Raw genomic sequence first — 12,900 nt, forward strand, 5'->3', positions numbered from 1 at the left:
GCTTGGGGGGGGGGGGGGGAGGGTTCCTCTTTTTGGGGGGAGCCGGAACCCACCGGGCGGGGGGGGTCGGTCCCGGGGGAAAAACAACACCCCCCCCCACCCTCGGCAGCACCTGATCCAGAAGCGGGGGCCGATGACACATTCACAGGCGAGCGGACAGCCCCACGTCGTGGTGATCCCACTCTTCGACGGGGTCCGGAGCCCGGCCTTCTCAGGCCCCGCGGACGTCCTCGCCGGCGCGAGCAGGGAGGACTTCCGATACGACGTCCTGACGGCTTCGCACGGTGGCGTACCCGTCCGGTCCTCCAACGGGCTCGTGTTTCTGCCGGATACCTCTCTCGCGGACGTGGCCGACGTCGGCACGGTGATCCTGCCGGGGGTGGACGGCATCCCGCCGGCCGGCCCGGAGACCGCCGACGCGATCAACGGCCTGGTGGTCCGGGCGCGGCGCTTGGTTTCGGTGTGCACGGGTGCCTTCCTCCTCGCCGGGACCGGGCTCCTCGACGGGCGTACGGCGGCCACGCACTGGCGGTACGCCGACGAACTGGCCCGCCGGCACCCGGAGGTAAAGGCCGACGCACGCGACTCCGTCGCGTCCCGGCTGCTGACCGAGACGGCCGACAGCCAGGAGGCGATAGCGCGGCAGGCCGGCTTCGGTACGCAGGCCACACTGCACCACGCCTTCCTGCGGGCGCTGCGTGTCTCGCCGCGCGAGTACCGCGAGCGGTTCACCTGAGTCCGATCTCCAACTGGCCGGGAACTCAGGGCGCGTTCGTCCCGACTACTGGACCGGGTGACGAAGGTTCGCCCGCGTGCCGAGTGGATCCGGGAGTTGTTCGATGCGTTCTCGTGTGTGGGGCGGTACGGCGGCCGTCGTGCTGGGCGGCCTGCTGGCAGCCGGCTGCGGCGGCGGGGAGAAGGACACGGCGGACGAGAGTGCCGGGAAGGCCGTCTCCGGCGACTACCCCGTTTCCGTCACCGACTGCATGGGCGCCAGAACCACCTTCTCCAGCGCCCCGAAAAAGATCGTCACCAGCAATGCATCCAGCCTGGAGCTGCTGCTCCGTCTCGGCGCCGGTGACGAGGTGATCGGCACCGGCTTCCCGCCGGGCAAGGGGACCCTGCCCGACGACCTGGACGCGCAGGCGCAGAAGGTGAAGGTGCTCAGCGACACCGTCATCCCGAAGGAGAAGCTGCTCGGCTCCGGCGCCGACCTCTACATCGACACCTTCGCCAACATGAACATGGGCGGCGGGATGGGGGACGCGCCGACGGAGGAGGAGTTCAAGGCCGCCGGGATCAGGCACATCTACCTCAAGTCCACCGCCTGCGCCGCGACGAGCAAGAGCGCCGTGAGAGACCTGTCGGCGGTCGAGGCCGACATCACCTCCCTCGGCGCGGTCACCGGCACCAGCGCCAAGGCCAAGGAACTCGTCGCAGGGATGAAGGAGAAGACGGACGCCGTCCGGCAGGCGGTCGGCGGTACGGCGCAGAGCGCGCGGCCCACGTACTTCTTCTTCGACTACGACACCGGCACCAAGCAGCCCACCGCCGTCTGCAACCGCCAGGTCGCCAACGCGGTCATCACCCTGGCCGGCGCCCGCAACGTCTTCGCCGACTGCGACGGCGACTACAAGCAGGTCGGCTGGGAGGACGTCATCGCCAAGAACCCGGACTGGATCCAGCTCGGGGTCCGCAACCGGGGCAGCGAGGCGGCAAACGGCAAGGCGTTCGACGAGGCCGAGAAGTGGCTGAAGTCCAACGCGGCCACCAAGGGGCTGAAGGCGGTCAAGGAGGGCCATTTCCTGCGCATCGGCTCCGAGCAGACCACCATCGCGGGCGTCGAGAACGCCGACACCGTGGAGACGATCGCCAAGACGCTCTACCCGGGCAAGGTCGGCTGACCGTGGCCTTCACGCTGGTGCGCCGGAAGGCCACCACGGTAGAGGCGCGTGCCGGTCTGCCCGCCGGACCGCTGGCGGCCGTCCTGGGTGTGGCACTCCTGGCCGCGCTGACGGCTGCGGTGGCCTGGGGCTCGACGTCCATCCCGCCCGGTGAGGTGTGGAGCGTGGTGTGGCGCCGGCTGTCCGGAGAGACACCGCGCCCCGGCACGAACGACCTCATCGTGTGGCAACTCCGCGTGCCTCGTGCCCTGTTGGCCGCGCTCGTCGGTGCCGGACTCGGTCTGGTCGGTACGGCGGTGCAGGCGCTGGTGCGCAACCCGCTGGCCGACCCCTACCTGCTGGGTATCTCCAACGGCGCCTCCCTCGGGGCGGTCGCCGCCATCGTGCTCGGCCTCGGGGCGGGCGGGGCGCTGGGGCTGGGCCTGTCCGGTGCCGCCTTTGCGGGCGCACTGGCCACCTTCGCGCTGGTGTGGGCGGTCGCCCGCCGCGGCGGGGGCTTCGCCCCGCTCCGGCTGGTCCTGGCCGGGGTGGCGATCGGGCAGTTCTTGTCCGGCTTCACCAGCTACTTGGTGCTCCGGGCCGGGGACGAGCAGCAGACCCACAGCGTGCTGTTCTGGCTCATGGGCAGCCTCAGCGGGGCGAACTGGGAGCTGCTCGCGGTGCCCGCGGTCGCGGTTGTGGCCGCCGGGTTCTGGCTCCAGGCCCGCGCCCGCGGCCTGAACGCCCTGCTGATGGGCGACGAGACGGCGGCCGGCGTCGGGATCGATGTGACGCGGTTGCGCCGCGAACTGTTCACGGTGACCAGCGTGCTGACCGGTGTCCTGGTCGCGGTCTCGGGCGCGATCGCCTTCGTCGCGCTGATGGTGCCGCATGTCTGCCGCCTGGTCATCGGCGGCGACCACCGCCGCCTGCTGCCCATCTCGGCACTGTTCGGTGCCCTGCTGCTGGTCGTGGTCGACATCGTCTGCCGTACGGCAATGGACACGCAGGAGCTGCCGGTCGGCGTGGTCACCTCGCTCATCGGGGCTCCGGCCCTGCTGTATCTGCTGGACCGGCGTCTGGGGAGCGGAAGTTGAGGATCGACATCGAGGACCTGCACGTCGCCTACGCCGGTCGCACGGTCGTGTCCGGCGCCCACCTGATCGCGGCCGAGGGCGAGATCGCGGGCCTGGTCGGGCCCAACGGCAGCGGCAAGTCCACGCTCCTGCGCACGGTCTACCGGCATCTGAAGCCGGCGGCCGGGCGGGTGCTGCTGGACGGGACCGACATCCGGGAGATGACCCCGGCCCGGTCGGCCCGCCATGTGGCCGCTCTCCCGCAGGAGCGGGACAGTGATTTCGAACTGACCGTGCGCGAGGTCGTCGCCATGGGCCGTACGCCCTACAAGCGGGTCTTCGCCGGGGAGGACGCAACCGACCGTGACGTTGTCGCCCGCGCCCTCACCGACGTCGGCATGGACGGGTACGCCGGACGCCGCTTCACGGCCCTGTCCGGTGGCGAGCGCCAACGCGTGTTGCTGGCACGGGCGTTCGCGCAGGACCCCGACGTCCTGGTCCTGGACGAACCGACCAACCACCTCGACGTCCGCCACCAGATCGAGTTGCTCGCCCTGCTGCGCACCCAGCGCCGTACGACACTCGTGTCGCTGCACGACCTCAACGCCGCCGCCTCCGTGTGCGATCGGCTGCACGTGCTGCACGCCGGAGCCGTGGTGGCTTCCGGTCCGCCCCGCGAAGTCCTCGCGCCCGCTCTGATGGCAGAGGTGTTCGGGGTGCGGGCGGCGGTGGTCGACCACCCCCTGACCGGGGATCCGCTGATCGCCTTCGACCACCGGACACCGGCCCCGGCGGGGCCGCCCGTGGCCGCGGAGACTCACGCGGGCGGATGACGAAGAGGCTGGGCGGGATGGCTACGTGTCCTGCCCGGCCTCTTCGCGTACTCGGGCGGCGAGCGTGTCGGCGACGCCGAACCCGGCCTCGACGATCGTGGTGCGCAGGCGCCCGTCGTCGAGGTGCGTACCGTGCACGGTGACGGATTCGGCCGCGACGCGACCACCCTCCCGCTCACTCCCGGCACCTCGGAGACCTCTTCCGTGACCGGCACGCTGATCGGATGTGCCGCTGGAGCGGTGACGAGCGTCCTGCTGTACTGGGCGGTGGAAAAGGCCACGAGCGGCGTTCCACTCCGCCGCCGACGCAGGTAACTTCCCTCACCCGCCGCGTTTTCAGTCAGGATCGGGAACTCATCCCGGCATCCCTCCGACTTGTGGGACGAGGCTGCCGACCGGCAGCCCACCCGCGACGGTGAGGGGTGGATGGATGGCGCATCATGATTCCGGCTCGGAACAGCCCGGTCACATATCTCTCGGTGAGGATCGCTGGCTGCTGGTGGCCGTGGCGGGCCTGCTGTCGTTCGTGGCGATGCTCGACATGAACATCGTCAATGTGGCCCTGGCCGACATCGCCGACGGGCTGCACGTGTCCGCCGCGACCGCCCAGTGGGCCGTGTTGGGTTACCAACTCCCCGTTGTCGCGCTGCTGTTGCCCGTCGGCCGATGGCTGGACGGTGTCGGGATGCGTTCCGCCGTGCTTGTCTCCATCGTCGGCTTCGGTCTGTCCAGCGCACTGGCTGCCGCCGCGCCCTGGGCGGCCTGGCTGATCGCCGCCCGGCTCGCGCAGGGTGTGTTCGGGGCAGCCCTCTTCGTTCTGATGCCCGTACTGGCCATGCGCTCGGTGCGACCCCAGCTACGGGGGCGGGCGATGAGCGTGCCGGCGACCCTGGGCCCACTGGGTGCGGTGACCGGACCGGCCGTCGGCGGCCTGCTCCTCGACCACTTCGGCTGGCATGCCGTCTTCCTCGTCAAGCTCCCCTTCTGCCTGCTCGCCCTGCTCGTGGCATGGGGGGCGATGCCGCGCGACGCTCGTCCGCGGCGGCCGGATCACCGTTCGCTGGCGGATGCCCTGCTGGTGGCCACCGGTGTGGCGGTGCTCCTGCTCACGCTCACCCTGGCCTCGGACAATCCATGGTGGCTGCTGCTCGTGTCCGCCGCGATCCCGCCGCTGTGGTGGTGGCTGCGCGGCCCAGGCGGGCGTCCGGTGACGGGCGTGCTGGGTGCCTCGGGGCTGTTTCGGGCGCACGGGGCGGTGCTGGCGCTGGCGGCCGGCTTTGCCGCGATGCATTACGTGGTCGCTCTGCACCTCCAGCGCGACGACGGAGTCAGTGCCACCACGACCGGTCTGATCGTCCTCGCCTTCCCACTCGGCATGGGGCTGGCCGGACCGCTCGGCGGGCGTCTGGCCGACCGGTACGGTGCGCGACCGGTCGCGGTGACCGGCGCCGCGCTCACCGCCGCCGGGTTGCTCCTGCTCGTCCCGCTGGGCGCCGGCTGGTCACCGTGGCAGGTGGCCTGGCGGCTGGCGCTGGCCGGCGTCGGCATGGGCCTGAACGGGGGCCCCACCCAAGCCCTGGTCATGAGTACGGCCCCGCCGGACCGTATCGCCACCGTCGGCTCCACGGTTCAACTCGCTCGCAGCCTCGGCTTCACCCTCGGCCCCGCCCTGGCCACAGCCGTCTGGGGCCTCACCGGTCCCGCCAACGGCGTGCACGCCGGCCTCGCCCTGGCCGCCGCCGCCGCCGCTCTCGCCGTACCTCTCATCGCACTGCCCGGCCGGCCACCCGCCCCCGTGCCCGAGCAGACCACCGACGTCGCCCACACCTGACCCAGGAGACCCCCCCCATGTGCGGAATCACCGGCTGGGCGTCCTACCACCACGACGCCCGAACCCAGGCCCCAGTCATCGAGGCCATGACCGCCACCCTCACCCCACGAGGCCCGGACGCCGGAGGCGTCTGGCTGGGTGAGCGGGCCGCGATCGGCCATCGCCGCCTCGCCGTCATCGACCTCGAAGGCGGCAGGCAGCCGATGGCCGACCGGTCCGACGAGCCCACGGCTGTGCTCAGCTACAGCGGCGAGGTCTACAACCACCATGCGCTGAGGGCCGAACTCCGCTCCCGCGGACACCACTTCCACACCCGCAGCGACACCGAGGTCGTGCTGCGCGCATACGCCGAATGGGGCGAGAACGTCGCCGACCACCTGGAAGGCATGTTCGCCTTCGCCGTCTGGGACGAGCGCGCCCAGCGGCTGGTGCTGGTGCGCGACCGGCTCGGTGTGAAACCGCTGTTCTGGGCGGCCGTCGACGGAGGTCTCGCCTTCGCCTCCGAACCGAAGGCATTGTTCGCCCACCCCGAGATACGGCCCCGGGTGGACGCCGATGGGCTGCGAGAGGCGTACAGCCTGCTGTTCAACACCGGGCCGACGGTGTGGTCCGGCGTGCGGGAGGTAGAGCCCGGCGGGATGCTCGTCCTGGACCGGGACGGCATCCGCGAACGCCGTTACTGGCAGCTGGAGGCCGGCGACCACGACGACGACCAGGACGCGACCGTCGAGCGCATCCGTCAGCTGGTCGGTACGGCGGCGCGCAGCCAACTGGAAGCCGATGTCCCGCTGTGCAGCCTGCTCTCCGGCGGCCTCGACTCCACCGTCCTGACTGCCCTGCTCGCCGATGAACTCCGGCTGCGCGAGGGCCCGGACGCCCGCATCCGCTCCTACGCCGTCGACTACAGCGACCAAGCCGAACAGTTCACCGGCGACGTCCTGCGCACCGGCCACGACACCCCGTTCGCCGCCGAGGCCGGCGCCTTCATCGGCACCGACCACAGCACCGTCGTACTCGACCCGCGCGCCCTGCTCGACCTCGAGCACCGCAAGGCGGTCGTCGTGGCCCGCGACTCGCCGATCGGCGTCGGCGACATGGACACCTCGCTGTACCTGCTGTTCGGGGAGATACGGCGGCACTCGACCGTCGCCCTGTCCGGCGAGGCGGCGGACGAGGTGTTCGGCGGCTACCCCTGGTTCCACAACCCCAGGGCTCTCGCCGCGCAGACCTTCCCGTGGCTGCTGGTCACCGGCGACGAGGCCGCCATGCCGCTCAGCCCGGAACTCGACCTGCGTATCGGCGAGTTCCGCGACGACACCTACCGCAGCGCCCTGGCCGCCGTACCGCACCTGGACGGTGAGACCGCGACCGAGCACCGGCAGCGCGAGATGCAGCACCTGTCCCTGACCCGATGGCTGCGCCAACTCCTGCACCGCAAGGACCGGTTGAGCATGGCCCAGGGCCTGGAGGTCCGCGTCCCGTACTGCGACCACCGCCTCGTCGAGTACGCCTTCACCACGCCCTGGGCGCTGAAGAGCTTCGACGGCCGGGAGAAGAGCCTGCTGCGCGCCACGGGCGCCGGGCTGGCGCCCGAATCGGTGCTGTACCGCCCCAAGAACCACTATCCGGCCACCCACCACCCCGACTACAACCGCGGCCTGCAGGGCATGGCCCGCGACGCTCTTGCCACCGGCCAGGTCCGCGCCCTGGCCGACGAGACCCTCATCAAGCCCTGCCTGGACAGCCCGCCCGACCAGTTGGAGTGGGGCCACCGGCTGCGCCTCGAACGTGTCGTCGACCTCGCCCTGTGGCTCGACCACTACCAGCCCGAACTCGCCTTCTGAGGAGCCTCGTTCATGACCATCCAGGAACCCGAGACGGCCACCGAGGCACTGGGCGAGCCCGTGCCGCTGATGGGCTGCCCCTACAAGGCCGACCCCTACCCCCTGTACGAGCGGATGCGCGAGGCCGGCCCGGTCCACCGCGTCCTCTTCCCCAGCGGTGTACAGGCCTGGCTCGTCACCGGCTACGACGCCGCCCACGCCGCACTCAACGACGACCGCCTCGGCAAGAACCACGACCGCGGGAACGATCGCTGGCGCGCCCGCGCCTCGATCATGCCCGAACCCCAGCACTCCCAGCTCCAGGTCCACCTCCTCCACCAGGACCCGCCGAAGCACACCCGGATGCGGAGCTTCGTCACCGACGCTTTCACGCCACGTCGGATCGAGAGCCTGCGGCCCCGCTTCCAGGAACTGGCGGATGCGCTGATCGACGCTCTGCCCGAGACCGGACCCGCGGACCTCGTCACCGGCTTCGCCGCTCACTTCCCCTTCCAGGTCCTGGCCGAGGTCATCGGCCTCCCGCAGGAGCTGGCGGCTCGCTTCGACCGGGACTGGGGCAAGGTCGTCCAGCCGGTCGGCCCCGCTGATCCCGGACGGCCGCTGTACGAGGCCCGGCTGCACGGTCTGCAGAGCTACATAGCCGACGTCGTCGCTCACAAGCGCGAGCACTGGGAAGACGACCTGCTCAGCCGCCTCGTCGTGGCTCGTGACCGGCACGAACTGTCCCAGGAGGAGCTGGACTCGGTGATCTTCCAGCTCCTGGTAGCCGGCCAGGAGCCGGTCACCAACCAGATCACCACGGCCCTGATCGCCCTCTTCCGCAACCCGGCCGAACTGGCCCGCCTGTGCGACGATCCGGACCTCCTGCCGCGCGCGGTCGAGGAACTCCTCCGCTACGACAGCGCCTTCGAGCTGACCACCTGGCGTTTCTTCGGCAAGGACAGCGATCTGCACGGCACCGAGGTCCCGGCCGGCGACTCGGTGATCGTCTCCCTGTGCGCCGCCAACCGCGACCCGCGCCGCTTCCCCGACCCCGACACCCTCGACCTCGACCGCAGCCCCAACCCCCACCTCGCCTTCGGTCACGGCATCCACTTCTGCCCCGGTGCCGCCCTCGCCCGCGCCGAACTCCAGATCGCCCTGAGCGCCCTGCTCATCCGGCTCCCCGGTCTCCACCTCGCCATCCGGGACGAGGACATCGAGTGGATCCCGGCCGTCCTCGGCCGCGGCACCAACCACCTGCCCGTCGGCTACGACCGACGCCGCTGACACCAGTTCCCGGGTGACCGGGTCCCTGCTCCCCGCCCGACCCGGCCTCGGCTGACCAACCCCACCCGCCCGGCAGCGCCTTGCCTGCCCGCCAAGGCGCCATGCCGTCATGCCCTTTTGGAGGAACCCCCATGCCGCCGACGACCACGCCAGAAACCCTCCCCACGAGCATCAGCGCCGCGATCCTGCACCTGCTTCTGCCGTACCACCGCAGGGTCGACCACGCCTCTGCCGCCCCCGCTGAGGCGTTCCCCCACCAGTTGCGCAACATCTCGGAATTCGTGCGCGTCGGCGCCCCGGTCGTATTTACTCTGCCCGGCTTCCCCTGTAAGTCACCCAACCCGGCCAAGGTCCTCGGCCACCTACCCGACCAGGGAGAACGTCTCTCCCTCACCTTCCTGAACACTCTCTGCACGGAGATCGAGCGGATCTACCCACCCGGCGCCCGTGTGATCGTCTGCTCCGACGGCCACGTCTTCGGCGACCTCATCCACGTCCCGGACGAGCACATCGACTCCTACGCTGACGAACTACGCGTACTCATAGGCCAACTGGGCCTGCGCAGATTGTCCGTCTTCGATCTGCGTGACGTACTCGGCGATCTTCCGCACGACACGAAACGTGCCCTTGTCCACGAGCACTACGCACCCACCCTGGACGCCCTGCGTGCCGAAATCCGTGCAGAGGACCAGACCATCGCCCTCTACCGAGGTATCACCCGCTTCCTCGTCGAGGACACCGCCGACCACTCCGGCACCCGCTCCGCCCTGCAACGCGAGTGCCGAAAGCGTGCCTACGGTGTCATCCAGCGCAGCCGCGCCTGGGGCGACCTGATCGCCGAGCACCACCCCCATGCCGTACGCCTCTCCATCCATCCCCAGCCCATCGGCGCCCCCAAGTTCGGCATCCAACTCCTCGACGCCCCCGACGCCTGGACCACCCCCTGGCACTCGGCCGCTCTGCGCCGTACCGATGGCACATGGACCCTCATGCCCCGAGCCAAAGCCGCTCAACTGGGTCGCCTGATGAGCTGTGACGACAGGCCCAGCCACTTCGAGCAGACCTGATCAGACCATCTCTTTGATCGCGCGGACAGCGGCGCGGGAACGGGGCCGGCCAGATCGGCGGATGCCGGGTGAGGAGACGATCAGTCTTCAGGGACTCTCCGGCTTCCGGCCAGCGGCGTGGGCGGGACCCGAAAGCCCCGCCCACGCAACAAGAAACCCCAGGTCACGGCCAGACCAGGCAGTACGCCTGATGCCCCGCGTCATGCAGGCGATGGCTGAAATCCTGCCACTCGTGCAGCAGTTGGTAGACGTTGAACGCGTCGCGCGGGCCGCCGCGGTCCGGGACCGTGGACCAGATGAAGGCTGCGGCACCCACTGTCTCCTCGCCGACGCCGCGCAGCGGGTCGACGACCGTCATCGGGAGCTTGACCACCGCGTAGTCGGGGTGCAGTACGACCAGTTCCAGCGGTGGGACCTTGTGCAGGGGTATGCCCTGGATGCCGGTGAGGACCATCGCCGCCACCGTCTCCGGCTTGATCTTGGTGAACATGCCGCCCGTGCCCAGTTCGTCGCCGCCGAGCTCCTCGGGGCGCATCGAAATGGGCACGCGTGCCGCGGTCGCCCCGTCGGGGGCACCGAAATACTTGTAGGTCACCCCCACCCGGCCACCACTCCTGCTTCCGGCTCCGGCATCCTGCGCACCACCGGCCTGTCTGCCCTGCTTGCGTTCCGCCCCACGCCGGTGCCGACCCCGCCGGGCAGGCTCGGGCCCCAGGTCGTCGGTCCCTTCGCCCACTCCGCCACCGCGATGCATATCTCATCCACCCGACTACTACTTGGGCGACACAGCCCCCGCCGCGCAACCCGATCATCGTGTCAGTGACCTCCCCCACGGGCGTGCGGTGAAACACCTGTCCGCAAGACCGTCCGTGGCTCTGACACCATGGCTTGTGTGAGCTTTCCCTATGACGCCCCAGTTTCGCAGACGCTTTTCGACCGCGCGTCCCTCGTGACGCCCGGCGGCGTGAACTCTCCCGTCCGTGCCTTCCGGGCCGTGGGCGGTACACCCCGCTTCATGGTGTCCGGTACCGGTCCGTACCTCACCGATGCCGACGGCCGTGAGTATGTCGACCTCGTGTGCTCGTGGGGGCCGATGATCCTCGGCCACTCCCACCCCGAGGTCATCGCCGCAGTCCAGGAGGCTGTCGCCCGCGGCACCTCGTTCGGTACGCCCGGTGAGGGCGAGGTCGCGCTCGCCGAGGAGATCGTGGCCCGGGTCGAGCCCGTGGAGCAGGTGCGGCTGGTGTCGTCCGGCACCGAGGCGACCATGTCCGCGATCCGTCTCGCCCGCGGGTTCACCGGCCGGGCCAAGGTGGTGAAGTTCGCCGGCTGCTACCACGGCCACGTCGACGCACTGCTCGCCGCCGCCGGGTCCGGGGTCGCGACCTTCGGCCTTCCGGACACCCCGGGGGTCACCGGTGCGCAGGCCGGCGACACGATCGTGCTGCCGTACAACGACCTGGACGCCGTGCGGGAGGCGTTCGCCGCGCAGCCCGGCGAGATCGCCTGTGTGATCACCGAGGCGTCGCCGGGCAACATGGGCGTCGTACCGCCGCTGGACGGTTTCAACGCCGGGCTCAAGGAGATCTGCGCCACCAACGGTGCGCTCTACATCTCCGACGAGGTCATGACCGGTTTCCGTACCTCGAAGGCCGGCTGGTTCGGCATCGACGGGGTGCGGCCCGACCTGATGACCTTCGGCAAGGTCATGGGCGGCGGCTTCCCGGCAGCGGCCTTCGGCGGCCGTGCGGACGTGATGGCGCACCTCGCCCCGGCCGGTCCCGTCTACCAGGCGGGCACCCTCTCCGGTAACCCGGTCGCCACCGCCGCCGGTCTCGCCCAGCTGCGGCTGCTCGACGACGCCGCGTACGCGAAGGTGGACGCGGTCTCCGCGGAGATCCGCGGCCTGGTCAGCGAGGCGCTCGCCAAGGAAGGCGTGGCACACACCGTGCAGGCGGCGAGCAACATGTTCTCCGTCTTCTTCACCGACCGGCCGGTGCGGAACTACGAGGACGCGAAGCAGCAGGAAGCTTTCCGCTTCACCGCCTTCTTCCACTCGTTGCTGTCGCAGGGCGTCTACCTGCCGCCGTCCGCCTTCGAGTCCTGGTTCGTCTCCACCGCCCACGACACGCAGGCTGTCGAGCGCATCGCCGCCGCCCTGCCCGCCGCTGCCCGCGCCGCATCGGAGGCCACCGCATGAGCGAGAACGGAAGCCGCAAGGACATCACCGTCGTCCATCTGATGCGGCACGGCGAGGTGCACAACCCGGAGGGCGTGCTCTACGGGCGCCGCCCCGGCTACCACCTCTCCGAGCTCGGCCGGCAGATGGCCGACCGGGTCGCCGAGCACCTGGAAGGGCGCGACATCACCCATGTCGTCGCCTCCCCGCTGGAGCGCGCCCAGGAGACGGCCACACCGATCGCCAAGACGCACGGCCTCGACCTGGCCACCGACGAGCGGCTCATCGAGGCCGCCAACGTCTTCGAGGGCAAGACCTTCGGGGTCGGCGACGGGGCGCTGCGCAAGCCGGACAACTGGAAGCACCTGACGAATCCGTTCCGGCCGTCGTGGGGCGAGCCGTACATCGAGCAGGTCGTACGGATGATGGGCGCCCTGGACGCCGCGCGTGACGCGGCGCGCGGGCACGAGGCGGTGTGCGTCAGCCATCAGCTGCCGATCTGGATCGTGCGCAGCTTCGTGGAGCGGCGGCGGCTGTGGCACGACCCGCGCAAGCGGCAGTGCACGCTCGCGTCGCTGACCAGCTTCACGTACCAGGGCGACAAGATCGTGTCGGTCGGGTACACGGAGCCGGCGCGGGATCTGGTGCCGGCGCATCTGCGAGCCGGCGCGAAGCCGGTGAAGGGGAAGTCGAAGGCGTTCGGCGCGTAGCCGGCCCGGGGCCGGCAGTGGGGGTGCGCCGGGCCCCGGCCTGCCGGTCTTCCCGGTCGTCCGGTTGCCGTTCTGTCCTCAATCGCCGGACGGGCTTGATTTTCCGCCCGTCCGGCGATTTTTTCCGCCGTCCCAAGACCGGCGACTCCGCTGCCGCCTCAGGACCGGGGACTGAGTCCTTCAGCGATTGATCAGCCCGTCGGCGGTT

At 70.6% G+C, this 12,900-nt stretch carries 12 protein-coding genes; 11 read left to right on the forward strand and 1 reads right to left on the reverse strand.

The window, feature by feature from the left end; genetic code table 11:
• The first annotated feature begins 133 nt into the window (after positions 1 to 133).
• From ACZ7IB_RS10895 to ACZ7IB_RS10935, 9 genes are all read left to right on the forward strand, one after another.
• Entirely contained in the window at positions 134 to 736 is a 603-nt protein-coding gene (locus ACZ7IB_RS10895; RefSeq protein WP_470911333.1) for a DJ-1/PfpI family protein, read from the forward strand.
• 103 nt (positions 737 to 839) lie between these two features.
• A complete protein-coding gene (locus ACZ7IB_RS10900; protein ID WP_470911335.1) occupies positions 840 to 1,904 on the forward strand; it encodes an ABC transporter substrate-binding protein in 1,065 nt (354 codons plus the stop codon).
• 2 nt (positions 1,905 to 1,906) lie between these two features.
• Positions 1,907 to 2,980 (forward strand): FecCD family ABC transporter permease, encoded by a 1,074-nt coding sequence (locus ACZ7IB_RS10905; RefSeq protein ID WP_470911337.1) that lies wholly within the window; start codon positions 1,907 to 1,909, stop codon positions 2,978 to 2,980.
• Positions 2,977 to 3,792: an ABC transporter ATP-binding protein gene (locus tag ACZ7IB_RS10910; protein WP_470911340.1), complete on the forward strand. Its 816-nt coding sequence runs from the start codon at positions 2,977 to 2,979 to the stop codon at positions 3,790 to 3,792. The genes ACZ7IB_RS10905 and ACZ7IB_RS10910 overlap by 4 nt, the downstream gene beginning before the upstream one ends.
• A gap of 132 nt (positions 3,793 to 3,924) precedes the next feature.
• Positions 3,925 to 4,107, forward strand: a complete 183-nt coding sequence (locus ACZ7IB_RS10915) for a hypothetical protein (RefSeq protein ID WP_470911341.1) — start codon at positions 3,925 to 3,927, stop codon at positions 4,105 to 4,107.
• Between the two features lie 115 nt (positions 4,108 to 4,222).
• Positions 4,223 to 5,623, forward strand: coding sequence for an MFS transporter (locus tag ACZ7IB_RS10920; protein ID WP_470911342.1), 1,401 nt, complete (start codon positions 4,223 to 4,225; stop codon positions 5,621 to 5,623).
• Between the two features lie 17 nt (positions 5,624 to 5,640).
• Positions 5,641 to 7,467 carry an asparagine synthase (glutamine-hydrolyzing) gene (gene asnB, locus ACZ7IB_RS10925; RefSeq protein ID WP_470911344.1) on the forward strand — a complete coding sequence of 609 codons (1,827 nt, stop codon included), beginning with the start codon at positions 5,641 to 5,643 and terminating at the stop codon, positions 7,465 to 7,467.
• Positions 7,468 to 7,479: 12 nt separating this feature from the next.
• Entirely contained in the window at positions 7,480 to 8,736 is a 1,257-nt protein-coding gene (locus ACZ7IB_RS10930) for a cytochrome P450 family protein (RefSeq protein WP_470911346.1), read from the forward strand.
• A 131-nt stretch (positions 8,737 to 8,867) separates the two neighbouring features.
• A complete protein-coding gene (locus tag ACZ7IB_RS10935) occupies positions 8,868 to 9,803 on the forward strand; it encodes an L-tyrosine/L-tryptophan isonitrile synthase family protein (protein ID WP_470911349.1) in 936 nt (311 codons plus the stop codon).
• A gap of 163 nt (positions 9,804 to 9,966) precedes the next feature.
• Here the strand turns inward: ACZ7IB_RS10935 and ACZ7IB_RS10940 are convergent, their stop codons facing one another.
• Positions 9,967 to 10,557, reverse strand: coding sequence for a hypothetical protein (locus ACZ7IB_RS10940; RefSeq protein ID WP_470911351.1), 591 nt, complete (start codon positions 10,555 to 10,557; stop codon positions 9,967 to 9,969).
• Between the two features lie 129 nt (positions 10,558 to 10,686).
• On the opposite strand from ACZ7IB_RS10940, the gene hemL reads away from it, so the two are divergent.
• Together hemL and ACZ7IB_RS10950 are read left to right on the forward strand one after the other, a co-directional pair.
• Positions 10,687 to 12,003 carry a glutamate-1-semialdehyde 2,1-aminomutase gene (gene hemL / locus ACZ7IB_RS10945; protein WP_470911354.1) on the forward strand — a complete coding sequence of 439 codons (1,317 nt, stop codon included), beginning with the start codon at positions 10,687 to 10,689 and terminating at the stop codon, positions 12,001 to 12,003.
• Positions 12,000 to 12,692, forward strand: a complete 693-nt coding sequence (locus tag ACZ7IB_RS10950; RefSeq protein WP_327274596.1) for a histidine phosphatase family protein — start codon at positions 12,000 to 12,002, stop codon at positions 12,690 to 12,692. Before hemL ends, ACZ7IB_RS10950 begins: the two co-directional genes overlap by 4 nt.
• The last annotated feature ends 208 nt before the right edge of the window (positions 12,693 to 12,900 follow it).

The organism is Streptomyces sp. NPDC037301, from assembly GCF_055602785.1.